A 26,676-nucleotide genomic window follows, 5' to 3' on the forward strand; every position below is an offset into this window, starting at 1 on the left:
GGGTCCCCGGTGGGGCCCGCTCACGGCGGGGGCGCAAGTCGAGGGGCTACTCCGGCTGGTGTTCCGGCCCTCCGAAGTCCGGGCTGGTGTAGTCCGGGCTGGTGTAGCTCGGGCGCGGGCCCGTGGAGGATCCGTCGTCCGGGCTGCTGAAGCCCGGGCGGCCGTAGCCGAGGTTCGGCATCCGGCCCGCCGGTGTCGTCGGTGGCGTGCGGTGCAGGGCGACCGCCGTGCCGGGGTCGGCGAGTGCCTCCCGTAGGAAAGGCAGGACGCCGCGCTCCAGCAGGGCCTCGCGCCAGGCTTCCCTGGCCCGGGCCACCTCCTCGCTCAGTTCGCCGTACGGACCGGCGGCGAAGGCCGGCCGGTTGCGCAGGGCGGTGAGCAGGAGTCCGACGGCGGCGAGAAGGATCGCTGCCGCCGCCACGGCGCCGAACACCCATCCGGTGGTGAGCATCGTCTGGGCGAACGCCGGCTCGGGGTCGAACATCTTCAGGATGTAGCCGACGAGCAGGAAGATCGCCGCGGCGGTGCCGGCGAGGACGGGTGCCAGGACGGCGAGCACGGCGACGACTCCGGGCCCGGCCGTCTCGGCGACCTCTCCCATGGTGGTGGCGAGCCCCATCGCACCCGTACCCGACTCGCTGGAGCCGGACTGGCGGGCGGACGACGGGGTGGACGGCGCCGGCTGGCGCAGTTCCTCGCGGACCTTCACGTAGTGCTGGTACTCGGTCGCCGCGGCCGCCGTAATGAGTGCGGTGGCGTTCAGCGCCATGGTGCGCAGCTGTTCGGGGTTCAGCCGCTGTCCGACAGCGGCCAGTTCCGGGCGGTGTGGTGCGGAGCGCAGCGCCTCATCGAGGATCCGCTCGTACTCTTGGCGGTCCTCACTGTGCAGGTGCTGCGGAACGCTGTTCATGTGCATCCCCCGATGCTCCGTAGGGCTTGGGGCTCGCATGCCAACGAGCCGTCGGGCAGAAACGGAGGGGAGCCTGCTACGGATAAGCCGATGGTAGAGCGGTGACGGCACACGGTGACAGGGGGTTTGCCAAAATTGGGCCCTGGCCTGCGCCGTCCTCCGTCCCTGTGTGGTGGGGGGACGCCTGCCCGGTGAACGTTCAGATATCCAGGGGAAGTTGCTGGACCAGCAGCTTTCCGGCCATGGTCACGCCGCCGTCCATCGCGATGGCGAGCCCCTCGGCGTAGACGTGCGGTCCGTCGACCACGGGTCCGCTGTCGTCCTCGTCGTCCTCGGAGCCGACCTCACCCAGCAGATACGGAATGGGGCTGTGACCGTGAACGATGCGGGTGCCGCCGTACGTATCGAGCAGGGAGCGCACATGGTCGGCGCCGCCCTCGTCGCGGAAGGAGAAGCGCTTGGTGAACTTGCGGAAGAGATCCCAGCATTCGTCGGCGTCGTTGCGCGTGAGCGTCTCGCGGACGGTGTCGTTGACCGCTTCGATCGAGTCGCCGTAGTCGAGATAGGCGGTGGTGTCCGAATGCACGAGCAGATGGCCGTCGACCGCTTCCATGGCGTCGAGGCGGGACATCCACTGCAGGTGGTGGTCCTGGAGGCGGTCCATGTCGGTCTTCTGGCCGCCGTTGAGCAGCCAGGCCGCCTGGAAGGTGGCGGTGCCCGCGCCGGAGTTGACGGGGGTGTCGCCGAACCGCTTGGCGCCGATCAGCAGCAGCTCGTGATTGCCCATCAGGGCCTTGCAGTAGCCGCCGGCCGCGGCGGCCTCGGCGGACAGCCGCATCACGAGGTCGATGACGCCGATGCCGTCCGGGCCGCGGTCGGTGAAATCGCCGAGGAACCACAGCCGGGCGGTGCCCGCGCACCAGTTCCCCGCCGAGTCGATGAGGCCCTTCTCCTGGAGGGCGGCCACCAGCTCGTCGAGATAACCGTGCACATCACCGACGACGAACAGCGGACCCGGCCCGGCCGTGGACTGCGGGACCGGCACCGCGGCGGGGTCGACGGTCACCTGGACCGTGTCACCGCGGTTGATGACGGGCAGGTCGCGCTGCGTCGGCGTGTACCCCTCGGGATAGGTCTCCTCGGGGGACGGCGGGGCGACGGGGGGTGGCGCGACCTCGCCCGGGTGTGTGCTCTGGACGTACGGACCGGTCTCGTGGACGTAAGCGGGCACCCGGAAGTCGCGCAACGTCGCCGTGCGCTCCACCTCGGGTCCCTGACCGGCCCCCTGAGTCATCAGACCCCTCCACCATCGCGCCGCATCTGCACCACATCGGACTGCCTGGTCGCAGCGGCCCGCGAGTGTCGTGGGCCCATCATAGGAATGCCGATCGCGCCATGTGATGACCCAGGGGTGGTGAATCGGAGCAGGACTCCTGTTCACCGCGGCTTTCGCCCCGATTGGGCAGGGCTTCGACCACTCGACGACCGCGCTCAAGACCACACTCGGCGCGCTCCCCGAACTGCTCGTGCCCTGCCTCGGCGTGCTGTTACCGGTCCTCGGGGGACCGCGGTGGGCTGACCGTCGTGCGCGGCGGACGTCGCTGGGACGAGGTACGCACGATCAGCTCCGTCGGTATCACCTGCTCGACCGGCTGGTCCGAATCGACTCCCTCGATGGCGTCGATGAGCAGCTGCACGACCGCCGTGCCGATGCGGCGCGGCTTCAGGGAGAGCGTGGTGATGGGCGGCTCGGTGTTGGCGTACACCGTGGACTCGCTGCAGCACACCAGAAGCAGGTCGTCCGGTACGCGCAGACCGTAGCGGCGGGCGGCGGCGAGCAGATCGGTGCCGTTCGGGTCGAACAGTCCGTACACCGCGTCGGGTCGGTCGGGCCGGGCGAGCAGCCGGTCGGCGGCGACGGCGCCCGCGCATGGGTCGTGCGCCGGGTAGGCCTCGTACACCGGGTCCTGGCCGACGCGTTCGCACCAGCGCAGATACGCGGTGGTCGACAGATGGGTGTACGTGTCCGTCGTGGTGCCGGTCAGCAGGCCGATCCGGCGGGCGCCCGCGTCGGCCAGGTGGTCGAGGATGCCCATCACGGCGGCCTCGTGGTCGTTGTCGACCCAGGCGGTGACTGGGAGCGAGCCGGCGGGGCGGCCGTCGGAGACGACCGGCAGACCCTGTCTGACCAGCTCGCTGACGACCGGGTCCTGGTCGGACGGGTCGATGACGACCGTGCCGTCCAGGGCGACGTTGGACCAGACGTCGTGGCGCGAGGTCGCGGGGAGGATCACGAGGGCGTAGCCGCGGGCGAGCGCGGCCGAGGTGGCGGCGCGGGCCATCTCGGCGAAGTACGCGAACTCGGTGAAGGTGAAAGGTTCATCCCCATATGTCGTCACGGTCAGGCCGATGAGTCCCGACTTGCCGGTACGGAGTGTTCGGGCCGCGGCCGAGGGCCGGTAGCCCAGCCGGTCGGCGACCTCGCGGACATGGCGTCGGGTGGCGTCGGGGAGCCGGCCCTTCCCATTGAGGGCGTCGGAGACGGTCGTGATGGAGACTCCGGCGGCGGCCGCCACGTCTCTGATGCCCGCCCGACTGGGCCGACTGCCTCGACGTGAGGTTTCCGCGCGGCTCACCTGGTGCTTCCCTGCTGCTGTCATGGCGAGCCGATAGTAGGGCTCATGCGGTGGGGTAGTGCGGACGCATATGCAATCGTTGACAGGCACGTTTCTGCAAGGTCATTGGTCGTCAAATTCCTTTGAAAGCAAGGGAGTTGAACGATCCAATGGCAAGACGTGACTTGTCGGCGCGCATGGGCCTGCCAAGTGTCCGATGTTTCGAAGAGGTCTCAACTCACCTTCACGGGTGATGCGCGCTACGGAGTGAGCCACCGGCGCGTAGATATATGTGTGGCGCGCCCCCCGGTTCGTACGCCTTCGTACGAGGATGCCCCTGATGCAGGTGTGACAGGTGGGGTCGGCAGCCGGGTCTGCCCCGCTCGTACGGATCGGCGCTTCCTCACCTGTACGCATCGGCGCGGAATCCTCATAAGGTGAGAAGTATTGGAGCCGGCGGTGGTGATGGGCCGCCGGTGGTCGCGAGGAGGACTGCGGTGAGCGAGACGAGCCCCAAGCTGCGCGCCGAGCTGGAGGGGATCCCCACCTACAAGCCGGGCAAGCCTGCCGCGGCCGGTGGCCCGGTGGCCTACAAGCTGTCCTCCAACGAGAACCCCTATCCGCCCCTGCCCGGCGTGATGGAGACGGTGATGGCCACCGCCTCGTCCTTCAACCGCTACCCGGACATGATGTGCACGGGGCTGATGAACGAGCTGTCCGAGCGCTTCGGCGTCCCGCTCTCCCACCTGGCCACGGGCACCGGCTCGGTCGGCGTCGCCCAGCAGCTAATCCAGGCCACCGCCGGACCCGGCGACGAGGTCATCTACGCCTGGCGGTCCTTCGAGGCGTATCCGATCATCACGCAGATCAGCGGAGCCACCTCCGTGAAGGTGCCGCTGACGGCGGGCGAGGTGCATGACCTGGACGCGATGGCCGCCGCCATCACCGACTGCACCAGGCTGATCTTCGTCTGCAACCCCAACAACCCGACGGGCACGGTCGTGAAGCGGGCCGAGCTGGAGCGCTTCCTCGACCGGGTGCCCGGCGATGTCCTGGTGGTGCTGGACGAGGCGTACCGCGAGTTCATCCGGGATCCCGAGGTGCCGGACGGCGTGCAGATCTACCGCGAGCGGCCGAACGTCTGTGTCCTGCGGACGTTCTCCAAGGCGTACGGCCTCGCCGGTCTCCGGGTCGGCTTCGCGGTCGCCCAGGAGCCGGTCGCGGCGGCCCTGCGCAAGACCGCCGTGCCGTTCGGGGTGAGCCAGCTCGCGCAGGACGCGGCCATCGCCTCGCTGCGTGCCGAGGACGAACTGCTCGGCCGGGTCGGGTCGTTGGTGTGTGAGCGCAACCGCGTGGTCGACGGGCTGCGGGCCCAGGGCTGGACGGTGCCCGAGACCCAGGCCAACTTCGTGTGGCTGCGGCTGGGGGAGCGCACGGTCGCCTTCGCCGGGGCATGTGAGCAGGCGGGCGTGGTGATCCGGCCGTTCCCGGGCGAGGGTGTGCGGGTCACGGTCGGGGAGGCCGAGGCGAACGACATCTTCCTGAAGGTGGCGGAAGGGTTCCGGAAGGAGCTTTAGGCGCCCCGAAGGGTGCTTTTAGGCGTCCGTCGGGTCCACAAGCTCCACCCGCACCGGGTCACCGTCCCGCACCGTCGCCAGTAGCCGCACGTCCCCATCAAGCCGCCCCAGGACATTGCACGGACTCGCGAGCCGGCACTCTCCCCCAAACTCCGTTCGGGGGGACCCCCAGCCTCGCGAGATCGGTGTGGGCCCGTAGGGGAGAGCGAGTGCGTCGCCGTCGGTCCAGAAGGCGACCGTGCCCGGCTCGACCACCTGGCGGGCGTCCGTTTCACGTGAAACGGACACTCCTGTGTCGAAGTACACCTCCTCGCCCCAAGTATGGGCGGTGGAGCTGAGCGGGAGGGCCTTGCCGAGGGCCTGCGCGGTTGGGGTGGCGTCCAGGGTCGCGGTGACGTGTCCCGCGGGCCAGGAGATCCGTATCTGAAACGGTGTCTGCGTCTGCATGCAGGCGATTCAACAATATGTTGAAGTTCCCGCCAAGGGGTTGGTCCGAACGGGGGACCCCCCTTCAGGGCCCCGAATGCCTGTGCTGCATAATTGCTTGTGAATGTGAACGCTTTCACAAGCGTAGTGTAAGGAGCGGCGACGTGGACCTGGCTCTGGCGCCGGAGACCCTGGCGCGATGGCAGTTCGGCATCACCACCGTCTACCACTTCCTGTTCGTCCCTCTGACGATCTCGCTGGCCGCCCTCACGGCCGGGCTGCAGACCGCCTGGGTGCGCACGGAGAAGGAGAAGTACCTCAGGCTGACGAAGTTCTGGGGCAAGCTCTTCCTGATCAACATCGCGATGGGCGTCGTCACCGGCATCGTCCAGGAGTTCCAGTTCGGCATGAACTGGTCCGACTACTCCCGCTTCGTCGGTGACGTCTTCGGTGCTCCGCTCGCCTTCGAGGCGCTGATCGCCTTCTTCTTCGAGTCGACCTTCATCGGCCTGTGGATCTTCGGCTGGGACAAGCTGCCGAAGAAGATCCATCTGGCCTGTATGTGGATGGTCTCCATCGGCACGATCCTGTCGGCGTACTTCATCCTGGCGGCCAACTCCTGGATGCAGCACCCCGTCGGCTACCGGATCAACGAGGCCAGGGGACGGGCCGAGCTCACCGACTTCTGGCTGGTTCTGACCCAGAACACCGCGCTCGCGCAGGCCTTCCACACCCTGTCGGCGGCCTTCCTCACCGGTGGCGCGTTCATGGTCGGCATCTCCGCCTTCCATCTGCTGCGCAAGAAGCACATCCGCGAGATGAAGACCTCGCTCAGGCTCGGCCTGGTCACCGTCGCCATCAGCGGCCTGCTCACCGCCGTCAGCGGCGACACGCTCGGCAAGATCATGTACGAGCAGCAGCCGATGAAGATGGCGGCGGCCGAGGCCCTGTGGGACGGCGAGAAGCCGGCGCCCTTCTCGGTCTTCGCCGTCGGTGACGTCGACAAGGGCCACAACAAGGTCGCCATAGAGATCCCCGGCCTGCTGTCCTTCCTGGCCAAGGACGACTTCACCTCGTACGTCCCCGGCATCAACGACATCAACAAGGCCGAGCAGGAGAAGTTCGGCCCCGGCGACTACCGGCCCAACATCCCGGTCGCCTACTGGGGCTTCCGCTGGATGATCGGCTTCGGCATGGCGTCGTTCACCATCGGCCTGGTCGGGCTCTGGCTGACGCGCAAGAAGTTCCTGCTGCCGCAGCACCTGCGGGTCGGTGACGACGAGGTGCCGCATCTGGTGCTGCTCCCGAAGAAGGCGCTCGGCCCGAAGCTGACCAAGTGGTACTGGCGCATCGCGATCTGGACCCTGGCCTTCCCGCTGATCGCCAACTCCTGGGGCTGGATCTTCACCGAGATGGGCCGCCAGCCGTGGGTCGTCTATGGCGTGCTGCGCACCCGTGACGCGGTCTCCCCCGGTGTCTCCCAGGGCGAGGTCCTCACCTCGATGATCGTCTTCACCACGCTCTACGCCATCCTCGCCGTCGTCGAGGTCAAGCTCCTCGCGAAGTACGTCAAGGCCGGCCCGCCCGAGCTGACGGAAGCCGACCTGAACCCGCCCAAGAAGATCGGCGGCGACTCCCCTGACGCCGACAAGCCGATGGCCTTCTCGTACTAGGCAGAGGGAGCTGCACTGTCATGGAACTTCACGACGTCTGGTTCGTCCTGATCGCCGTCCTGTGGATCGGCTACTTCTTCCTGGAGGGCTTCGACTTCGGGGTCGGCGTCCTCACCAAGCTGCTCGCCCGCGACCGGCCCGAGCGGCGGGTGCTGATCAACACCATCGGCCCCGTCTGGGACGGCAACGAGGTGTGGCTGCTCTCGGCGGGCGGCGCCACGTTCGCCGCCTTCCCCGAGTGGTACGCCACGCTCTTCTCCGGCTTCTATCTGCCGCTTCTGTTCATCCTGGTCTGCCTGATCGTCCGTGGCGTCGCCTTCGAGTACCGGGCGAAGCGGCCCGAGGAGAACTGGCAGCGCAACTGGGAGCAGGCCATCTTCTGGTGCTCACTGCTTCCGGCGTTCCTGTGGGGCGTGGCCTTCGCCAACATCGTGCGGGGCGTGAAGATCGACGCGAGCCATGAGTACGTCGGCACCGTCCTCGATCTGCTCAACCCGTACGCCCTCCTCGGTGGTCTGGTGACGCTGTCGCTGTTCACCTTCCACGGTGCGGTGTTCACCGCGCTGAAGACCGTGGGGGAGATCCGGGAGCGGGCGCGGAGGCTGGCGCTGTGGCTCGGTCTCGGGACCGCCGTGGTGGCCGCCATCTTCCTGCTCTGGACGCAGGTCGAGAACGGCGACGGACAGAGCCTCGTCGCCCTCGTCGTGGCCGTCGCGGCGCTGCTCGCGGCACTGGCGGCGAACCAGGCCGGGCGTGAGGGATGGTCGTTCGCCTTCTCCGGCGTCACCATCGTGGCCGCCGTGGCCATGCTCTTCCTGACGCTCTTCCCGAACGTCATGCCGTCCTCGCTCAATGCGGACTGGAGCCTCACGGTCACCAACGCATCGTCGAGCCCCTACACCCTGAAGATCATGACCTGGTGCGCGGTCATCGCCACGCCGATCGTGATGCTCTACCAGGGCTGGACCTACTGGGTCTTCCGCAAGCGGATCGGTACACAGCACATCGCTGAGACCGTGCACTGAGGTGTGTTTCACGTGAAACCAATCGACCCGCGTCTCCTCCGATACGCCCGCGCCACCCGCCTCTTCCTGATCGCGGTCGTCGGCCTGGGTGCCATCGGTGCGGCACTGGTCATCGCCCAGGCGATGCTCATCGCCGAGGCGGTGGTGGGGGCGTTCCAGCACGGCATGTCGGCCGCCGAACTGCGCACTCCCCTGCTGCTGTTGGTGGCCGTCGCAGGCGGCCGTGCGGTGGTGGCCTGGCTCACCGAGCTCGCCGCCCACCGCGCGAGCGCGGCGGTGAAGTCCGAGCTGCGGGGGCGGTTGCTGGAGCGTGCCGCCCAGCTGGGGCCCGGGTGGCTGAGCGGGCAGCGGACCGGATCGCTGGTCGCACTCGCCACCCGGGGGGTCGACGCCCTCGACGACTACTTCTCGCGCTATCTGCCGCAGTTGGGGCTGGCGGTGGTCGTGCCGGTGGCGGTGCTGGCGCGGATCGTGACCGAGGACTGGGTGTCGGCGGCCATCATCGTCGGCACCCTCCCCCTCATCCCGATCTTCATGATGCTGATCGGCTGGGCCACACAGTCCCGAATGGATCGTCAATGGCGGCTGCTGTCCCGGCTTTCCGGGCACTTCCTGGACGTCGTCGCCGGACTACCGACGCTCAAGGTGTTCGGCCGAGCCAAGGCCCAGGCCGACTCGATCCGGCGCATCACCGGCGAGTATCGCCGGGCGACCATGCGGACTCTACGGATCGCGTTCATCTCGTCCTTCGCCCTGGAACTGCTCTCGACGCTGGCCGTGGCCCTGGTCGCCGTCACGATCGGCATGCGGCTCGTCCACGGCGAGATGGACCTGTACGACGGCCTGGTCATCCTCGTGCTGGCACCCGAGGCCTATCTGCCGCTGCGGCAGGTGGGCGCGCAGTACCACGCGGCGGCCGAAGGGCTGGCCGCCGCCGAGGAGATCTTCGAGGTCCTGGAGACACCGGCACCGGAGTCGGGGGACGCGCCGGTACCGGCGGGGGCGATGACGTTCGAGGGCGTCTCGGTCCGCTACCCGGGTCGGTCCGCCGACGCCGTGTCGGACGTGTCCTTCGCCGTCGAGCCCGGGGAGACGGTCGCCCTGGTCGGGCCGAGCGGCGCGGGCAAGTCGACGCTGCTGAACGTGCTGTTGGGGTTCGTGCGGCCGACCGAGGGGCGAGTGCTGGTCGGGGAAGCCGATCTCGCCGGGCTCGACCTGGCGCAGTGGCGCTCGCGGATCGCCTGGGTCCCGCAGCGGCCCCATCTTTACGCCGGGACGATCGCTGAGAACGTACGGCTGGCGCGCCCCGACGCGGACGACGTGGCTGTACGGCGGGCGCTGGCCGACGCCGGAGCCCTGGAGTTCGTGGACGCGCTGCCCGAGGGCGTCGACACCGCCCTGGGTGAGGACGGGACCGGGCTGTCCGCGGGGCAGCGGCAGCGGCTGGCGCTGGCGCGGGCGTTCCTCGCCGACCGGCCCGTACTGCTGCTCGACGAGCCGACGGCCGCGCTCGACGGGGCCACCGAGGCCGAGGTCGTGGAGGCCGTGCGCAGGCTGGCGGTGGGGCGGACGGTGCTGTTGGTCGTGCACCGGCCGGCGTTGCTGGGAGTGGCGGACCGGGTGGTGCGGCTCGCTGAGGCCGAGGAACCCGTGCGTGCCGAGGCCCTGGCCAAGATCGCCGTCGACCGTCCGATCGAGCGGGAAGCCGCCACTTCGGAGGACGCCGAGGCCGTGCCGCTCGCGACAGATGGGCGGGGTGTCCTCGCCCGAGTCCGCGCCATGTCCGGCCCCCGGCGTGGCCGTCTCGCCCTCGCGCTGCTGCTCGGCAGCCTCGCGCTCGGCAGTGCCGTCGGGCTCATGGCCACGTCCGGGTGGCTCATCTCACGGGCCTCGCAGCAGCCGCCCGTGCTCTATCTGATGGTGGCCGTGACCGCGACGCGGGCCTTCGGCATCGGACGCGCCGTGTTCCGGTACGCCGAGCGGCTGGTGTCGCACGACGCGGTGCTGCGGATGCTGGCCGACACCCGGGTCGCCGTGTACCGGCGCCTTGAGCGGCTGGCGCCCGCGGGCCTGCGTGGCACACGCCGGGGCGACCTGCTGTCGAGGCTCGTCGCGGACGTGGACGCGCTGCAGGACTACTGGCTGCGCTGGCTGTTGCCCGCGGCCGCCGCGACCGTCGTCTCCGCCGGGGCCGTCGGCTTCACCGCCTGGCTGCTGCCCGAGGCCGGTGCCGTGCTCGCGGCCGGACTGCTCACGGCCGGCGTCGGAGTCCCGCTCGTCACGGCCGCCGTCGCCCGCCGCGCCGAGCGCAGGCTGGCCCCCGCCCGTGGCGCCCTCGCGACCCGCGTGACGGATCTGCTCACCGGCACCGCGGAGCTGACCGTCGCGGGCGCGCTGCCCAGCCGTACGGCCGAGGCACGCCGGGCCGACGGTGCGCTCACCCGGATCGCCTCGCGCGCCGCCACCGCGACCGCGCTCGGCGACGGACTCACCGCCCTGATCTCCGGGCTCACCGTCGCCGCCACCGCCCTCGTGGGCGCCCAGGCAGTCGTCGACGGGCGGCTGAGCGGCGTGACGATGGCCGTCGTCGTCCTGACCCCGCTGGCCGCCTTCGAGGCCGTCCTGGGGCTGCCGCTCGCCGTGCAGTACCGGCAGCGGGTGGGCCGCAGCGCCGAGCGCGTGTACGAGGTGCTGGACGCGCCCGAACCCGTACGGGAGCCGGAGCACCCCCGGCAGGCGCCCGCATCGCCGTTCCCGGTCGCTCTGAAGGGGCTGACCGCCCGTCACGCCGGCCAGGACCGGGACGCGCTCGCCGGTCTCGACCTGACCCTCCAGGAGGGCCGCCGGATCGCCGTGGTCGGGCCGTCCGGGTCCGGCAAGACGACGCTGGCGCAGGTGCTGCTGCGCTTCCTGGACGCGGACGCGGGCTCGTACACGCTGGGCGGCGTGGACGCCCACGCGCTGGACGGCGACGACGTACGGCGGCTCGTCGGGCTGTGCGCGCAGGACGCGCACCTCTTCGACAGCTCCGTGCGCGAGAACCTGCTCCTCGCCAAGAAGGACGCCACCGAGGCCGAACTGCGCGACGCGCTCGACCGCGCCCGGCTGCTCGACTGGGCGGACGGCCTGCCCGACGGCCTCGACACGCTCGTGGGCGAGCACGGGGCACGGCTGTCGGGCGGTCAGCGGCAGCGGCTCGCGCTCGCGCGCGCCCTGCTGGCCGACTTCCCCGTCCTCGTCCTCGACGAGCCCGCCGAGCACCTCGACCTGCCCACCGCCGACGCCCTCACCGCCGACCTGCTGGCCGCCACCGAGGGCCGTACGACACTGCTCATCACCCACCGCCTGGCCGGGCTGGAAGCCGTGGACGAGGTGGTCGTCCTGGCGGAGGGGCGTGTGGCGCAGCGGGGGGCGTTCGCGGAGCTGGCCGCCGTGGACGGGCCGCTGCGGAGGATGGTTGAGCGGGAGACGGCGGCGGATCTGCTCGTGGGGGCGCCGTAGCGGCCGGGGCCACGCATCGGTCCGGCGGCCCGTTCCCGCTGCGGCTCTCCCCAGCCGGCGTTGAGCCGCTCTCGCCCTGCCCGCGTTAATAGGCGTACTGACCCGTCCGCAGCAAAACGTCCCCCAGGCGTACGACCTGAACAGGCTCCTGGCCCCACCACAGGCCAGGATCGCTGGCATGCGCTCACATTGCCGCCGCCTCATGGCCGTTCCGGCGCTGCTGTGCGCGCTCACCCTGCTCGTGGCCCGGCCCGCCGGAGCCATCGGCGACGGCGACGACACCGGCGACCTGGGCCTGAGCGCGCGGGTCGTGCGGCTCTACGAGGACGCGGCGCGGGCGACGGAGCGGTACGAGAGGGGGCGGCAGGAGGCCGAGGGGCAGCGGGCACAGGCGCAGCGGATCGAGGGGCTGCTCGACCGGGAGCGGCGGGAGATCGGCGTGCTGCGGGAGGATCTGGGCCGGATCGCACGGGCCCAGTACCGCACCAGCGGGGGCATGCCGCTCACCGCGCAGCTCATCCTCGCGTCGAGCCCTGAGCAGCTCATGCGCGGTCAGCATGTGTTCTCGCAGACGAACCTGGCCGTCGGCAACGCCATCGAGAAGAGCCGTCGCGCCGAGACCCAGCTCATCAAGGACGAGGCCAAGGCCGCGGCGGCCTGGCGGCGACTGGAGAGGCGCAACGCCGAGCTCGCCGAGCTGAAGAGCGGCATCGAGCAGAAGCTCGACGAGGCACGGTGGCAGTTGCAGGGAGAGGCCGACGCGTCCGTGGCCGCCGGCTCATGCCCCGGTGCCGTCCGGATCGAGCAGAAGCAGAAGGAGTTCACCAGCGCGTGGGTCACGCCGGTGGAGTCGTACGAGCTGTCCGCGGGGTTCGGCAGCGGTGGGTCGCGGTGGGCGAACCGGCACACCGGGCAGGACTTCGCGGTGCCGATCGGCACGCCGGTGCGGGCGGCCGGGGACGGGCGCGTGGTCAAGGTGTCCTGCGCGGGCGCCTTCGGCATGGAGGTCGTCGTCCAGCACACGGACGGCTACTACACGCAGTACGCCCACCTCGCCTCCGTCACCGTCGACCAGGGCGAACGCGTCGACACGGGGCAGTGGATCGGCCAGTCCGGCACGACCGGCAACTCCACCGGCCCGCATCTGCACTTCGAGGTGCGGATCACCGCGGAGCTGGGCTCGGCGGTGGATCCGGTGCCGTGGCTGTCGGAGCGGGGAGTGCCGCTCGGGTGACGACTACGGCTGTTCCATCAGCATCTGCTCGATCACGACCGCGACCCCGTCCTCATTGTTGGCGACCGTGCGCCCCGACGCGGCCGCGATCACATCCGGATGCGCGTTGCCCATCGCATACGACCGGCCCGCCCACGTCAGCATCTCGACGTCGTTGGGCATGTCCCCGAAGGCCACGACCTCCTCGTGCGAGATACCGCGCTCGGCGCAGCACAGCGCGAGGGTGCTGGCCTTGGAGACACCGGGGCCGCTGATCTCCAGCAGGGCGCTGGGGCTGGAGCGGGTGACGTTGGCGCGGTCGCCGATGGCGAGGCGGGCGAGGGTGAGGAAGGCGTCGGGGTCGAGCGTGGGGTGGTGGGCGAGGATCTTGAGCACCGGCTCATCGGCGCCGGGGGCGTCCGCCGCCAGCAGGTCCTCGGCCGGCGCGAGCTGGTCCGGTATCTCCATGTGCAGCTTGGGATAGTCCGGCTCCTGGTAGAAGCCGTACGTCTGCTCCACCGCGTACACCGTGCCCGGCGCCGCGTCCCGCAGCAGCCGTACGGCGTCCAGCGCGTTCTTCCGCGCCAGCTCCCGCACCTTCACGAACCGGTGGGCACCGGGGCCGCCGTGCAGGTCGACGACCGCGGCGCCATTGCCGCAGATCGCGAGGCCGTGACCATGGACGTGATCGCTGACGACGTCCATCCAGCGCGCGGGCCGGCCGGTGACGAAGAACACCTCGATGCCCGCCTCCTCGGCGGCGGCCAGCGCGGCCACCGTGCGGGGGGAGACCGACTTGTCGTCCCGCAGCAGAGTGCCGTCGAGGTCGGTGGCGATGAGTCGGGGGCGCACTGCGGCGGCCGGGTTCTGGGGCTGTCGAGTCGCTGAGGTCACCCGGTCATTCTCCCGCATATGCCTGCACGCCCGTGCGGCAGTCCGCACATCTGAGGCGGCAGCTGGGGAGATCACGTCCCTGGAAACACCGCCGACAGCCTCCTCACCAGCACTGACGTACCTGCCGAGCGGACGTCACCGCAGCTGTGCCCCCGCCTCCATGGCGATCTGCTCGAAGACCTTCTCGTCGGCCGCGAAGTCCGAGTCGGGGATCGGCCAGTGGACCACGATCTCGGTGAATCCGAGCTCCTGATGGCGCCCCGCGAAGTCCACGAACGCGTCGAGGGACTCCAGCGGCCGGCCACGGTCCGGGGTGAACCCGGTGAGCAGGATCTTGTCGAGCTCGGCCACATCCCGACCGATCGCGGCGCACGCGTCGGACAGCTTCCCGACCTGTCCGCGAATGGCTTGAACCGACTGCTCAGAGGTGCCGTTCTCATACAGCTTGGGGTCGCCCGTGGTCACCCAGGCCTGCCCGTACTGCGCCGCCAGCCGTAGCCCGCGCGGGCCGGTCGCGGCGACCGCGAAGGGCAGCCGGGGCCGCTGCACACAGCCCGGGATGTTGCGCGCCTCGTGCGCCGAGTAGAAGTCACCCTCGTACGACACCGAGTCCTCGGTCAGCAGCCGGTCCAGCAGCGCGACGAACTCGGCGAACCGATCGGCACGCTCACGCGGCGTCCAGGGCTCCCGGCCGAGCGCGGTGGCGTCGAAGCCGGTGCCACCGGCGCCGATGCCCAGCGTGATCCGCCCCTCCGAGATGTCGTCGAGGGAGATCAGCTCCTTGGCGAGGGTCACCGGATGCCGGAAGTTCGGCGAGGTCACCAGCGTGCCCAGCCGCAGCTGGTCGGTGACCGTCGCAGCGGCCGTCAGCGTCGGCACGGCACCGAACCACGGGCCGTCCCGGAAGGTGCGCCAGGACAGATGGTCGTAGGTGTACGCCGTGTGGAAGCCGAGCTGCTCCGCGTGTGTCCATGCCTGGCGACCCCCCTCGGACCAGCGGCGGTACGGGAGGATCACGGTGCTCAGGCGCAGACTCATGCGTCGAGCGTATGCGGCCGAATGGGTTTCACGTGAAACAGTCACTGCGTGCGGCTGCCCGGCCACGCAGTGAGGGCGACCCGTCGAGGTCAGTGCCCCTCGGGGAAGCGCAGATACTCCGGCGGTACGGCCTTCGTCAGCCACACCCCGTTCGCACTGACGTGGAAGACGTGTCCGTCGCGGTGCATGGCGCCGGTGTCCACGGAGAGGACGACCGGGCGGCCGCGTCGGGCGCCGACCCGGGTCGCGGTCTCGCGGTCGGCCGAGAGGTGCACGTCGTGCCGGTTCATGGGCCTGAGGCCCTCGCTGCGGATCGCGTCCAGGTTGTGGGCCACGGTGCCGTGGTACAGATACGGCGGCGGCGTCGCCGGGGGCAGCCCGAGGTCGACGTCGATGCTGTGGCCCTGGCTGGCCCGGATCCGGGTGCCCTCGATCGCGAAGCGCTTCTTGTCGTTGGCGGCGACCACATGGTCCAGCTCTTCCCGGGTGAACCGGAATCCGTGTGCGGTCGCGGCGGCGATCAGCTGGTCGATCTCGACCCAGCCGCTCTCGTCGAGGGTCAGCCCGATGCGCTCGGGCTGGTGCCGCAGATGCTTCGAGAGGTACTTCGACACCTTTACGGTGCGTCTTTCGTCCATGCCACCAGCCTGACGGGAGCGACGACAATCACGCGAATGATTTGGCTGCCGATGTTTGATCCACAGCCAAGTACGGTTATCCACAGGGGGATTGGCGATTCTGTGGACAACGAGCCGCCGTTTCAAGGGGTTTCGTCAAGATCAGCTGATGAGCTGTGATTTGCGGCGAGCCGGTCCAAGGCCCGCGCCCGCACCTCCCTTTCGGCGGCCATCGCGATGAACTCCACGGCCTGCTCCTGGCCAACCAAGGCCTCCACAGCCTGCATTGTCTCCGAGGAGATCGATACATTTCGCGTGGTTTTGCGTAGATGTGTATCCTCGTCCGCACTCAGGTGCTGTCGCAGGTGCCGCACCGCCAACAGGCGCATCGCGCGGGCGAGTTCCGCGTCCACCGTGTGCTGGGCGAGCGGGCGCAGTCGTCGTACGAGGACGGCCGCTTCGGCGGCGTCGGCGTCCGTCCGGTCGTCCGGCCCGTCGAGGTAGCGGGCGAAGACATGCTCGGTGGTGAACTCCAGGAAACGGGCGGCGATGTGCTCGACCTGGCCCCTCAACTCCCTGAGGTGGCCCGCGATCGCGGACAGCGGCACCCCGGCCGCGTGCAACTCCACTGCCACGGCTAGCTCTTGGGGGCTCGGCACCACGAACGAGTCCGGGGCGCCGGGGGCCGGTTCCAGCACGCCGAGCTCCACGGCCTCGGCCACCGCCGCGTCGTCCTGGACGCCGCCGAAGCGCTCGTCGAGTTCGGCACGGGAGATCCGTACCGACTCCTCGTCGGTCCATGGCCCGTCCACCTCGGCGGCCAGGCCGAGCACGCCGCCCAGGCCGCGACCGGCGTCCCAGGCCTCCAGGAGTTCCTTGATGGAGGCCAAGGTGTAGCCGCGGTCCAGGAGGTCGGCGATCTGGCGCAGACGGACTAGATGGGCGTCCGCGTAGACGTTGGCACGCCCCCGGCGCTCGGGGCGGGGGAGCAGGCCGCGGTCCTGGTAGGCGCGGATGGTGCGGACGGTGGCGCCGCTGAGGTGCGCGAGGTCCTCGATCCGGTAGGCGGACGGGGCCGGGCCGCCGGACGTGGCGCCGACGGGCGAGTGGCCGACGGCACCGCGCTGGAGGGCCAAGGGGCTGGGCTCACTCACAACGGTGGCTCCAACCGCGCGATCCTGCGCAGCGCCTTCGGTGTGAACCTCGACATCAGATACGCCCCGCGCGCCTCCGGCGTCACCGGAACGACGGCCTCGCCGCGCACCACCGCCCGCAGGATCGCGTCGGCGACCTTCTCCGGCGGATAGTTCCGCAGCCCGTACAACCGCGCGGACTTCTTCTGGCGCCGCTTCTCCTCCTCGGCGTCGACGCCGGCGAAGTGCGCGGTCGAGGTGATGTTGGTGTTGACCAGGCCCGGGCATACGGCACTGACGCCGATGCCCTGGTCGGTCAGCTCGGCGCGCAGGCACTCGCTGAGCATCAGTACGGCCGCCTTGGAGGTGCTGTAGGCGGGCAGCGCCTTGGATGGCTGATAGGCCGCCGCCGACGCGGTGTTGACGATATGGCCGCCCTGTCCGCGCTCGGCCATCTGTTTGCCGAAGAGCCGGCAGCCGTGGATGACGCCCCACAGATTGACGTCGAGGACCTTCTTCCAATCCTCCGGTGTGGTGTCGAAGAAGGACCCCGACAGGCCGATGCCGGCGTTGTTCACCAGGACGTCCACCACGCCGTACTCGGCGGCCACGCGCGCGGCGAGCTTCTCCATGGCCTGCTCGTCGGAGACGTCGACCGTCTCCGCCCAGGCCTCGGGCGCCCCGATCAGCCGGGACATCTCGGCGGTGCGGCCCGCGGACTCCGCGTCCCGGTCCACGGCCACCACGCGCGCGCCGGCCTCGGCGAACGCGTACGCCGTCGCCCGTCCGATGCCGCTCCCGGCACCTGTGACCAGGACGAGCTGACCGCCGAAGCGATCGGCGTACTTCCCGCTCGCCGTCACCCCTTCCGGGCGTCCGCCCTCCACCGAGGTCACGAACTCCGTGATCCACCCCACCAGTTGGTCGGGGCGCGTGCGCGGGATCCAGTGCTTCGCCGGAAGCGTGCGCCGGGTCAACTGCGGAACCCATAGCTCCAGTTCGTCGTAGAGCCGTTCCGACAGGAAGGCGTCCCCCAGGGGCGTGATGAGCTGCACGGGCGTGTGTGCGTACGCGTCCGCGCGCGGGCGGCGCAGTCGGGCCCGTACGTTGTCCCGGTACAGCCATGCCCCGTGCGCGGCGTCCGTCGGCAGGGACGAGGTCGGGTAGTCGTCGGCGCGGACCTTCTCGACGCGCTCCAGGATGCGCGGCCAGTGCTTGCCGAGGGGGCCGCGCCAGGCCAGTTCGGGCAGCACGGGCGTGTGCAGTGCGTAGACGTACCAGGACTTGGCGCCCTGGCCGAGGAGCTGGCCTACGCGGCGCGGGGTGGGGCGCTTCAGGCGGCCGTTGATCCAATGGCCGAAGTGGTCCAGGGACGGCCCGGACATCGAGGTGAAGGACGCGATGCGGCCCTCGGTCCGCTTGACCGTGGCGAACTCCCAGGACTGCACCGAGCCCCAGTCGTGCCCCACCAGATGCACGGGCCGGTCCGGACTGACCGCGTCCGCGACGGCGAGGAAGTCGTCCGTCAGCTTCTCCAGGGTGAACCCGCCCCGCAGCGGCTTCGGCGCCGTCGACCGGCCGTGGCCCCGGACGTCGTACAGCACGACATGGAAGCGGTCGGCGAGCCGCGGCGCGACCTCGGACCACACCTCCTTGCTGTCCGGATAGCCGTGCACCAGGATCACCGTCGGCTGGCCGACCTCGCCCAGCTCGGCGACGCACAGCTCGACCCCGCCGGTCCGCACCCGGCGCTCACGCGCGCTCTGAAGGGTCACCGTCACCTCTCCTCCGCCCAGCGCCGCACATGCGGCAGATCGTCGTCCAGCCAGAAGGCGCTCTCCGCGGGATCGCCGGAGTCGGTGACGACCAGGATCTCCTCGAACTTCGCGCCCGTACCCCGGAAGCCGAGGTGGGGTTCGACCGCCCACAGGCCCGGCTGCGGCGGATGGTCGGAGAAGCGGTACGGCGACCACAGCGGGGACCAGCCCTCGCGGTGGCCGTGCAGCGCGTCACTCGCCAGACCCTTCAGGGACTGGGTGCCGAACCCGAACACATGCGCCGACCAGCGGCGCTGCGTCACACGGTCGACCTTGTGCGCGATCACGCCGAAGGGGTAGGCCCGGTGCCGGTTGGCGTAGCCCTGGCGGACCATGAGTCGGTCCACGTCCTCGTAGATCTCCCGCAGGGGCCGCCGCTCGCGCACCTCGCGCAGGATCAGCTCGCGGTGCGCCTCCAGGTCGGCCATCAGCTTGTCCTGCACCGGGTTGATGCCGAGCGAGCCCGAATAGCCGATGTCGGCCGTGTAGCCGTCGTACACCGGTGCCATGTCCAGGATGAACGGCATCCCGGGCTCCAGCCGACGGCCCGTAGGGAAGAACTGCAGGGGGATGCGGAAGTTCACGAACGCGGTGCGGTCGCCGAACCAGGCGAAGGGGAGGTGGAACCAGTCCCGCACCCCGCGCTCACGCAGCCACTCGCGCTGCATGCGCGCCGCCTCACGCTCGGTGATGCCCGGCTCCAGCCGCGCCGCGACGGCCTCCGCGCATTCGTACGCCAGCTGCTGGACCTGCCTGAACCCCCGCAGTTCCTCGGAGAGTTCGCGTGTCACCGCCGTAGTCATGCCACCGCCCCACCTTGTCCACGTCGACTGCGGTACGTGTTCGTAACTTGACACCGGTGAATGTGACAGTTGTTAGAGGCTGCGTCAATAGGGCTACCGAGGGCTGTGGAAAACCTCGCTCATGTGGAAACCGTGGCGAACCGGGGCCGCCAACCGGGACCGCGAACCGAGTCCGCGAATCGGGTCCGCGTTGTTCGACCTCAGGGTGACCCCTAGGTCCCCGTAGTCCTGGAGTCTGACCCCAATACAGCTCTGCGGGGTGACGACCGGCGTGGTCCGCGTCACTACCTTCGAAGCGTGACTGTGATCGCGACCGAAAGCCTGAGCAAGCGGTTCCCGAGGGTGACCGCGCTTGACCGGCTGACCATGGACATCGGGCCCGGGGTGACCGGACTCGTCGGAGCCAATGGTGCCGGCAAGTCCACCATGATCAAGATCCTGCTGGGTCTGTCCCCCGCCACCGAGGGCCGTGCCGAAGTGCTCGGACTCGACGTCGCCACCAAGGGCGGCGCCATCCGTGAGCGCGTCGGGTACATGCCGGAGCACGACTGTCTGCCGCCCGACGTCTCGGCCACCGAGTTCGTCGTGCACATGGCCCGCATGTCCGGACTCCCGCCGGCCGCCGCGCGCGAGCGCACCGCGGACACCCTGCGCCATGTCGGTCTGTACGAGGAGCGCTACCGCCCCATCGGCGGCTACTCCACCGGCATGAAGCAGCGCGTGAAGCTGGCCCAGGCCCTGGTCCACGACCCGCAGCTGGTGTTCCTGGACGAGCCGACCAACGGCCTCGACCCGGTCGGCCGGGACGAGATGCTCGGCCTCATCCGCCGCATCTACACCGACTTCGGCATCTCGGTCCTGGTCACCTCCCACCTGCTGGGCGAACTGGAGCGCACCTGCGACCACGTCGTCGTCATCGACGGCGGCAAGCTTCTGCGCTCCAGCTCCACCACCGACTTCACCCAGACCACCACGACCCTCGCCATCGAGGTCACCGACACCGACGACCACCCGGACGGCACCCGCGCGGTGCGCGACGCGCTCCACGCGCGCGGGGTGGACGTCCTCGACAGCGGCGGCGGCCTCCCCGGCGCCGGACACATCCTGCTGCTCACCGCGCAGAGCGACGACACCTACGACCTGGTGCGCGACGTGGTCGCCGACCTCGGCCTCGGCCTCGTGCGCATGGAGCAGCGCCGGCACCACATCTCCGAGGTCTTCACCGACGAGAAGTCCGAGGACACCGAGGCACAGCGGAAGGAGGCCGTCGGCCATGGCAGTTGAGCACCCCGTAGCGACACCCCCAGGCGACCAGACCCGTATCCACAACATCGGCTACCGCACCTACGACGGCCCCCGGCTCGGCCGTTCCTACGCCACCCGGTCCCTGTACTCGCAGTCCCTGCGCGGCGCCTACGGCCTCGGCCGCTCGGTGAAGTCCAAGGTGCTGCCGATGCTGCTGTTCGTGGTGATGTGCGTGCCCGCGGCCATCATGGTCGCCGTCGCGGTCGCCACCAAGGCCAACGACCTGCCAGTCGACTACACGCGCTACGCGATCATCATGCAGGCCGTGATCAGCCTGTACGTCGCCTCCCAGGCACCCCAGTCGGTCTCCCGCGACCTGCGCTTCAAGACCGTGCCGCTGTACTTCTCCCGGCCGATCGAGACCGCCGACTACGTCCGTGCGAAGTTCGCCGCGCTGGCCTCCGCGCTGTTCATCCTCACCGCGGCCCCGCTGCTGGTGCTCTATGTGGGCGCGCTGCTCGCCAAGCTCGACTTCGCCGACCAGACCAAGGGATTCGCGCAGGGACTCGTGTCCGTGACACTGCTCTCGCTGCTGTTCGCCGGCATCGGCCTGGTCATCGCGTCGGTCACCCCGCGCCGCGGCTTCGGCATCGCCGCCGTGATCGCCGTGATGACCATCTCCTACGGAGCCGTCTCCACGCTCCAGGCCATCGCCGACGCACAGGCCATCGACGGCGGGGGCAGCAGCGGCGCCATCCCCTGGATCGGCCTCTTCTCACCGGTCACCCTCATCGACGGTGTGCAGTCCGCCTTCCTGGGCGCCACGTCCGCCTTCCCCGGTGGAGTCGGCCCGAGCAACGGGGAGGGCGCGGTGTACGTCCTCGTCGTCCTCGGCCTCATCGCCGCCTCCTACGGCCTCCTGATGCGCCGCTACCGAAAGGTCGGACTGTGACCACGCTCTCGATCGACCATGTCTCCCGCTGGTTCGGCAACGTGGTCGCCGTCAACGACATCACCATGACGATCGGCCCCGGCGTCACCGGCCTCCTCGGCCCCAACGGCGCCGGAAAGTCCACCCTCATCAACATGATGGGCGGCTTCCTGGCCCCCTCCACCGGCACCGTCACCCTCGACGGACAGCCGGTCTGGCGCAACGAGTCGATCTACAAGCACATCGGCATCGTCCCCGAGCGCGAGGCGATGTACGACTTCCTCACCGGCCGCGAATTCGTCGTCGCCAACGCCGAGTTGCACGGCCTGGGCGCCAAGGCCGCCCAGAAGGCCCTCGCCACGGTCGAGATGGAGTACGCGCAGGACCGCAAGATCCAGACGTACTCCAAGGGCATGCGCCAGCGCGTCAAGATGGCGAGCGCCCTCGTCCACAACCCCTCGCTGCTGCTGCTCGACGAGCCCTTCAACGGCATGGACCCGCGCCAGCGCATGCAACTGATGGACCTGCTGCGGAAGATGGGCGACGAGGGCCGCACGGTCCTCTTCTCCTCCCACATCCTCGAAGAGGTCGAGCAACTCGCCTGGCACATCGAGGTCGTGGTCGCAGGCCGGCACGCGGCCAGCGGTGACTTCCGCAAGATCCGCCGCCTGATGACCGACCGGCCGCACCGCTACCTGGTGCGCTCCAGCGACGACCGCGCCCTCGCGGCCGCGCTGATCGCCGACCCGTCGACATCCGGCATCGAGGTCGACCTGACCGAGGGCGCGCTGCACATCCAGGCCGTCGACTTCGGCCGCTTCACCACGCTGCTCCCGAGGGTGGCGCGAGACCAGGGCATCCGCCTGCTCACGGTCTCGCCGTCCGACGAGTCCCTCGAGTCCGTGTTCTCGTATCTGGTCGCGGCGTAGGAGGCCGAAGATGTACGACCCCACAGTCGCCCGGCTCACCTATCGAGCCCTGCTCGGCCGTCGCCGGGCCCTCATCCTGGGCGCGCTGCCACTGCTGCTCATCGCGATCTCGATCGTGGTGCGCGCGCTCGCCGGCGCCGACGACCAGACCGCCTCGGACCTGCTCGGCGGGCTGGCGCTGGCCACCATGGTGCCGATCATCGGCGTCATCGCCGGGACCGGCGCGATCGGGCCCGAGATCGACGACGGCTCGGTGGTGTATCTGCTGTCCAAGCCCGTGAAGCGACCGACGATCATCTTCACCAAACTGATCGTGGCGATCGCCGTGACCATGGTGTTCTCGGCGCTGCCCACCCTCATCGCCGGTTACATCCTCAACGGCAACGGCCAGCAGATCGCCGTCGCCTACACGGTCGCCGCACTGGTCGCCTCCATCGCCTACGCCGCGATCTTCCTGCTGCTGGGCACAGTGTCCCGGCACGCGGTGGTCTTCGGCCTCGTCTACGCGCTCGTCTGGGAGGCCCTGTTCGGCTCCCTGGTGTCCGGTGCGCGCACGCTGAGCGTGCAGCAGTGGGCGCTGGCGGTGGCGCAGAAGGTCTCCGGCGGGGACATGGTGACGTCCGACGTCGCCTTGCCCACCGCGACAGTGCTGCTGGCGGTCGTCACCGTCCTCGCGACCTGGTACGCGGGACAGAAGCTGCGGTCGCTGACGCTCGCCGGCGAGGAGTGAGCAGGACAGGCGTAAAGGGGCGGGCCCTTGAGGGGGCCCGCCCTTGACGGAGGCTTCACCTTTGTCCGGGCACACTGGGCAAAGGGGGACGTTCGGTCGGTGGACGGGGAGGATGGGGAGGAACGGGGATGGCAGACGACTGGGACGACGACCTCGTCCTCGATGAGGACTTCATCCGATCCGCCGAGACGTCCGAGCCGTCCGCCAGGGCCCGGATGCTGGCCGCCCGCTGGCGCCGCGAGGAGCCCGAGCCGCAGCCGTGGCGCTCGGACGAGCCGCCCGCGGGGTGGTTCTTCAGCAAGGGGCGCCGACGCAAGTGGCGTCGGCGGTAGGGGCGCACCGAGCACACCGAGCACACCGAGCACGTCGAGCCCTTACGGGGCCTTTTATTCAGTGGCGCCCAACTCGTCCCACAGGCACAGTGGTTATGTCCACATCGCCGGACGGTGAGTCCGGCGCCACGTTCTGGGAGAGGAGCCGGACGATGTCCATGCACGACAGTACGTCCAGCTCCCGTCAGGGCAGTCCGCGGCGGTCTCCGGTGTAGTTACCCCACCGTCGAGTCCGCTCCTCATACGGAGCTGCCCGGGGCGGCCGCTTCGAGCACGCGATGTCGCTCTCGCGTGGGTCGCCCACCCGGAGGATTGGCCGAGTGGTAAGGCACTGGCTTGCTAAGCCAAGGTCGGGTCTTAGAGCCCGCGCACGTTCGATTCGTGCATCCTCCGCGAGACGTTGCCACTGGGGCTGGGCCGAGTGCAGGGGTGGGGCGCGTTATGTAGGGGCCCGGCGCTGTGGCCGAGGGGTTGGCTGTGGTGCCCGGCGTTTGCGGGTGCCGCCCGCGCCCACCCGTGCCGCCCCAGCGGCACGACTGCCCGCGGTTATAGGGCCGTCAGCCGTCCTCCGTCTCGGCGGCCAGCCGCAGGCCGTCGGCAGTCAGCCGCGAGCCCGTCGGCAGTCTCGGCCGCCAGCCGCCAGCCGCCAGCCCTCGTCACATGGCCGCCAGCCCTCAGCCGCAACGTGGCCGCCCATACGGCCGCCGCCCTCGGCGGCAGACGTGCCGATGGCACCACGCCGTCCCCAGCCAGCCGCCAGCCCCGGCCGAGCCCAGCTCAGTCCCGCCCAGGGCCCGCCCAGCCCCCCTCAGCCGAGCAACCGCTCCAGCACCACCGCGATCCCGTCCTCCTCATTGGAGGCCGTCACCTCGTCCGCCACCGCCTTCAGCTCCTCGTGGGCGTTGGCCATGGCCACGCCTCTCGCCGCCCAGGCGAACATCGGGAGGTCGTTCGGCATGTCGCCGAAGGCGATCGTGTCCGCTGCCTTCATGCCGAGGCGGCGGGCCGCGAGGGAGAGGCCCGTCGCCTTCGACAGGCCCAGCGGGAGCAGTTCGACGATGCCCTCGCCCGCCATCGCGACCGTGACGAAGCCGCCCGCGGCGCGGCGCGCGGCCTCCGCCAGCTCGTCGTCCGTCAGATCCGGATGCTGTATGTAGATCTTGTTCAGCGGGGCGGTCCACAGATCCGACGCGTCCGTGAACGGCGTCGACGGGAGCGCCCCCGTGAGCGCGTAGCCGGGGCCGACCAGGACCTCGCCGTCCAGGCCGTCACGGCTCGCCGCGAGATACAGCGGGCCGACCTCGGCCTCGATCTTGGCCAGTGCCACGCCCGCCAGCTGCCGGTCCAGCGTCACCGACGTCAGCAGGCGGTGCTCGCCGGCGTGGTACACCTGCGCGCCCTGCCCGCAGACGGCGAGCCCCTGGTAGCCGAGGTCGTCGAGGATGTGCCGGGTCCAGGGGACGGCGCGGCCAGTGACGACGATGTGGGCGGCGCCGGCCTCCGTGGCCGCGGCGAGGGCGTCACGGGTGCGCGGCGAGACCGACTCGTCGGAGCGCAGGAGCGTTCCGTCGAGGTCGGTCGCGATCAGCCGATAGGGGAACGTCACTTCGCGACCGGCTCCAGGACCTCCCGGCCGCCCAGGTACGGCCGCAGCACCTCGGGCACCCGGACCGAACCGTCGGCCTGCTGGTGGTTCTCCAGGATCGCCACGATGGTGCGCGGTACGGCGCACAGCGTGCCGTTGAGCGTCGCGAGCGGCTGCACCTTCTTGCCGTCCCGCATACGGACGGACAGCCGGCGCGCCTGGAAGCCGTCGCAGTTGGAGGCCGACGTCAGCTCGCGGTACTTGCCCTGGGTGGGGATCCACGCCTCGCAGTCGTACTTGCGGGAGGCGGAGGAGCCGAGGTCGCCGGAGGCCACGTCGATGACCTGGAAGGGCAGCTCCAGGCCGGTGAGCCACTGCTTCTCCCATTCCAGGAGCCGCTTGTGCTCGTTCTCCGCGTCCTCGGGGGCGACGTACGAGAACATCTCGACCTTGTCGAACTGGTGCACGCGGAAGATGCCGCGGGTGTCCTTGCCGTAGGTGCCGGCCTCGCGGCGGAAGCACGGCGAGAAGCCCGCGTAGCGCATCGGCAGCTTGTCGGCGTCGAGGATCTCGTCCATGTGGTACGCGGCGAGCGGGACCTCGGAGGTGCCGACCAGGTAGTAGTCGTCCTTCTCCAGGTGGTACACGTTCTCCGCGGCCTGGCCGAGGAAGCCGGTGCCCTCCATCGCGCGCGGGCGGACCAGCGCGGGGGTCAGCATCGGGATGAAGCCGGCCTCGGTGGCCTGGGCGATCGCCGCGTTGACCAGGGCCAGCTCCAGCAGGGCGCCGACGCCGGTGAGGTAGTAGAAGCGGGAGCCGGACACCTTGGCGCCGCGCTCGACGTCGATGGCGCCCAGCGCCTCGCCGAGCTCCAGATGGTCCTTGGGCTCGAAGCCCTCGGCGCCGAAGTCACGGATGGTGCCGTGCGTCTCCAGGACGACGAAGTCCTCCTCGCCGCCGACGGGCACGTCGGGGTGGACGAGGTTGCCGAGCTGCAGCGCGAGACGCTTGGTCTCCTCGTCCGCGTCGTTCTGCGCGGCCTCGGCGGCCTTGACGTCGGCCTTGAGCTGCTCCGCCTTCTGCAGGAGCTCCGCGCGCTCCTCGGGAGAGGCCTTGGGGATGAGCTTGCCGAGCGACTTCTGCTCGGAGCGCAGCTCGTCGAAGCGGACGCCGGACGACCTGCGCCGCTCGTCGGCAGACAGGAGAGCGTCGACGAGCGCGACGTCCTCTCCACGGGCACGCTGCGAGGCGCGCACTCGGTCGGGGTCCTCACGAAGCAGGCGAAGGTCAATCACGTGCCCCAGGCTACCGGGGTGGGGTGACAGCCCACGACTCACTATTCCGAACTGCGGCTTACGTACCGTTATGCGGGAATTGCCGAGTGTGTCAATAAAAGGCGTCTCACTCCCTGGAAGGGTAAGGCGCGAGGCGGCCGGTTGACTCGATTCCCTTGTGGAGAACGGGACTTGGGGCTCGGTTGTCCACAGGAATCCCCAGCCTCGGAAGAGTTATCCACAGGGTGTGTGGATGGACTGTGGATGCCGGAATTGATCACTCCGTAACGCGGTGATCAACTTGAGGATTCCCAGGACAAACCCTCCCCACCCGCACTTTCGAGTGTAAAACGGTCGCCCCAAAGGATTGCCCAAAGGAAAAGAGTGGACGAAGGGTGACTTGCGGGC

Annotated in this window: 22 protein-coding genes and 1 tRNA gene; 11 read left to right on the forward strand and 12 right to left on the reverse strand. The window is 70.0% G+C overall.

Annotated elements, in window-relative coordinates; all coding sequences use genetic code 11:
• Positions 1 to 46 precede the first annotated feature (46 nt).
• The 3 genes from IE325_RS18595 to IE325_RS18605 form a co-directional block, all read right to left on the reverse strand.
• The gene (locus IE325_RS18595) at positions 47 to 916 is read right to left on the reverse strand and encodes a hypothetical protein (RefSeq protein WP_190071061.1); all 870 of its coding nucleotides are present in this window, start codon (positions 914 to 916) and stop codon (positions 47 to 49) included.
• Positions 917 to 1,109: 193 nt separating this feature from the next.
• A complete protein-coding gene (locus IE325_RS18600; RefSeq protein WP_190071062.1) occupies positions 1,110 to 2,204 on the reverse strand; it encodes a metallophosphoesterase in 1,095 nt (364 codons plus the stop codon).
• A 253-nt stretch (positions 2,205 to 2,457) separates the two neighbouring features.
• Positions 2,458 to 3,570: a LacI family DNA-binding transcriptional regulator gene (locus tag IE325_RS18605; RefSeq protein ID WP_190071063.1), complete on the reverse strand. Its 1,113-nt coding sequence runs from the start codon at positions 3,568 to 3,570 to the stop codon at positions 2,458 to 2,460.
• A gap of 452 nt (positions 3,571 to 4,022) precedes the next feature.
• Here IE325_RS18605 and hisC point away from each other — a divergent pair, with 452 nt between their 5' ends.
• Positions 4,023 to 5,102, forward strand: a complete 1,080-nt coding sequence (hisC, locus tag IE325_RS18610) for a histidinol-phosphate transaminase (protein ID WP_190071064.1) — start codon at positions 4,023 to 4,025, stop codon at positions 5,100 to 5,102.
• Positions 5,103 to 5,120: 18 nt separating this feature from the next.
• Here the strand turns inward: hisC and IE325_RS18615 are convergent, their stop codons facing one another.
• On the reverse strand, positions 5,121 to 5,549 hold the full coding sequence (locus tag IE325_RS18615) for a cyclophilin-like fold protein (RefSeq protein ID WP_190071065.1): 429 nt from the start codon (positions 5,547 to 5,549) through the stop codon (positions 5,121 to 5,123).
• 143 nt (positions 5,550 to 5,692) lie between these two features.
• On the opposite strand from IE325_RS18615, the gene IE325_RS18620 reads away from it, so the two are divergent.
• The 4 genes from IE325_RS18620 (at position 5,693) to IE325_RS18635 (ending at position 12,961) form a co-directional block, all read left to right on the forward strand.
• Complete coding sequence (locus IE325_RS18620) at positions 5,693 to 7,201, forward strand: cytochrome ubiquinol oxidase subunit I (RefSeq protein WP_190071066.1); 1,509 nt, start codon at positions 5,693 to 5,695, stop codon at positions 7,199 to 7,201.
• A gap of 20 nt (positions 7,202 to 7,221) precedes the next feature.
• Positions 7,222 to 8,226, forward strand: a complete 1,005-nt coding sequence (gene cydB / locus IE325_RS18625; protein ID WP_190071067.1) for a cytochrome d ubiquinol oxidase subunit II — start codon at positions 7,222 to 7,224, stop codon at positions 8,224 to 8,226.
• A gap of 12 nt (positions 8,227 to 8,238) precedes the next feature.
• Positions 8,239 to 11,727 carry a thiol reductant ABC exporter subunit CydD gene (gene cydD / locus IE325_RS18630; protein ID WP_190071068.1) on the forward strand — a complete coding sequence of 1,163 codons (3,489 nt, stop codon included), beginning with the start codon at positions 8,239 to 8,241 and terminating at the stop codon, positions 11,725 to 11,727.
• A gap of 178 nt (positions 11,728 to 11,905) precedes the next feature.
• Positions 11,906 to 12,961, forward strand: coding sequence for a M23 family metallopeptidase (locus tag IE325_RS18635; RefSeq protein WP_190071069.1), 1,056 nt, complete (start codon positions 11,906 to 11,908; stop codon positions 12,959 to 12,961).
• A 3-nt stretch (positions 12,962 to 12,964) separates the two neighbouring features.
• Here IE325_RS18635 and IE325_RS18640 read toward each other — a convergent pair whose 3' ends face one another.
• From IE325_RS18640 to IE325_RS18665, 6 genes are all read right to left on the reverse strand, one after another.
• The gene (locus tag IE325_RS18640) at positions 12,965 to 13,852 is read right to left on the reverse strand and encodes a Cof-type HAD-IIB family hydrolase (protein ID WP_190071070.1); all 888 of its coding nucleotides are present in this window, start codon (positions 13,850 to 13,852) and stop codon (positions 12,965 to 12,967) included.
• A 117-nt stretch (positions 13,853 to 13,969) separates the two neighbouring features.
• Positions 13,970 to 14,872, reverse strand: coding sequence for an LLM class flavin-dependent oxidoreductase (locus tag IE325_RS18645; protein WP_190071071.1), 903 nt, complete (start codon positions 14,870 to 14,872; stop codon positions 13,970 to 13,972).
• 89 nt (positions 14,873 to 14,961) lie between these two features.
• Positions 14,962 to 15,510: an RNA 2'-phosphotransferase gene (locus IE325_RS18650; protein WP_190071072.1), complete on the reverse strand. Its 549-nt coding sequence runs from the start codon at positions 15,508 to 15,510 to the stop codon at positions 14,962 to 14,964.
• Positions 15,511 to 15,632: 122 nt separating this feature from the next.
• Positions 15,633 to 16,547 carry a MerR family transcriptional regulator gene (locus IE325_RS18655; protein WP_229911884.1) on the reverse strand — a complete coding sequence of 305 codons (915 nt, stop codon included), beginning with the start codon at positions 16,545 to 16,547 and terminating at the stop codon, positions 15,633 to 15,635.
• Positions 16,548 to 16,639: 92 nt separating this feature from the next.
• Positions 16,640 to 18,397 carry an SDR family oxidoreductase gene (locus IE325_RS18660; RefSeq protein ID WP_190071073.1) on the reverse strand — a complete coding sequence of 586 codons (1,758 nt, stop codon included), beginning with the start codon at positions 18,395 to 18,397 and terminating at the stop codon, positions 16,640 to 16,642.
• Between the two features lie 2 nt (positions 18,398 to 18,399).
• Positions 18,400 to 19,242, reverse strand: a complete 843-nt coding sequence (locus IE325_RS18665) for a M24 family metallopeptidase (RefSeq protein ID WP_190071074.1) — start codon at positions 19,240 to 19,242, stop codon at positions 18,400 to 18,402.
• A gap of 303 nt (positions 19,243 to 19,545) precedes the next feature.
• Between IE325_RS18665 and IE325_RS18670 the strand changes: the two genes are divergently transcribed.
• The 6 genes from IE325_RS18670 (at position 19,546) to IE325_RS18695 (ending at position 23,802) form a co-directional block, all read left to right on the forward strand.
• The gene (locus IE325_RS18670; RefSeq protein ID WP_190071249.1) at positions 19,546 to 20,526 is read left to right on the forward strand and encodes an ABC transporter ATP-binding protein; all 981 of its coding nucleotides are present in this window, start codon (positions 19,546 to 19,548) and stop codon (positions 20,524 to 20,526) included.
• A complete protein-coding gene (locus tag IE325_RS18675; protein WP_190071075.1) occupies positions 20,516 to 21,439 on the forward strand; it encodes an ABC transporter permease subunit in 924 nt (307 codons plus the stop codon). Before IE325_RS18670 ends, IE325_RS18675 begins: the two co-directional genes overlap by 11 nt.
• A complete protein-coding gene (locus IE325_RS18680) occupies positions 21,436 to 22,347 on the forward strand; it encodes an ABC transporter ATP-binding protein (protein ID WP_190071076.1) in 912 nt (303 codons plus the stop codon). The genes IE325_RS18675 and IE325_RS18680 overlap by 4 nt, the downstream gene beginning before the upstream one ends.
• Positions 22,348 to 22,357: 10 nt before the next feature.
• Complete coding sequence (locus tag IE325_RS18685) at positions 22,358 to 23,077, forward strand: ABC transporter permease subunit (protein WP_190071077.1); 720 nt, start codon at positions 22,358 to 22,360, stop codon at positions 23,075 to 23,077.
• Positions 23,078 to 23,205: 128 nt separating this feature from the next.
• On the forward strand, positions 23,206 to 23,409 hold the full coding sequence (locus IE325_RS18690; RefSeq protein WP_190071078.1) for an SGM_3592 family protein: 204 nt from the start codon (positions 23,206 to 23,208) through the stop codon (positions 23,407 to 23,409).
• Positions 23,410 to 23,715: 306 nt separating this feature from the next.
• Positions 23,716 to 23,802, forward strand: a tRNA-Ser gene (locus IE325_RS18695).
• 415 nt (positions 23,803 to 24,217) lie between these two features.
• On the opposite strand, the gene IE325_RS18700 is transcribed toward IE325_RS18695, so the two are convergent.
• Together IE325_RS18700 and serS are read right to left on the reverse strand one after the other, a co-directional pair.
• The gene (locus tag IE325_RS18700) at positions 24,218 to 25,015 is read right to left on the reverse strand and encodes an HAD family hydrolase (protein WP_190071079.1); all 798 of its coding nucleotides are present in this window, start codon (positions 25,013 to 25,015) and stop codon (positions 24,218 to 24,220) included.
• Entirely contained in the window at positions 25,012 to 26,289 is a 1,278-nt protein-coding gene (serS, locus tag IE325_RS18705) for a serine--tRNA ligase (RefSeq protein WP_190071080.1), read from the reverse strand. Before serS ends, IE325_RS18700 begins: the two co-directional genes overlap by 4 nt.
• Positions 26,290 to 26,676 lie beyond the last annotated feature (387 nt).

It is taken from the genome of Streptomyces lanatus (assembly GCF_014655715.1).
Classification (GTDB): Bacteria; Actinomycetota; Actinomycetes; order Streptomycetales; family Streptomycetaceae; genus Streptomyces; species Streptomyces lanatus.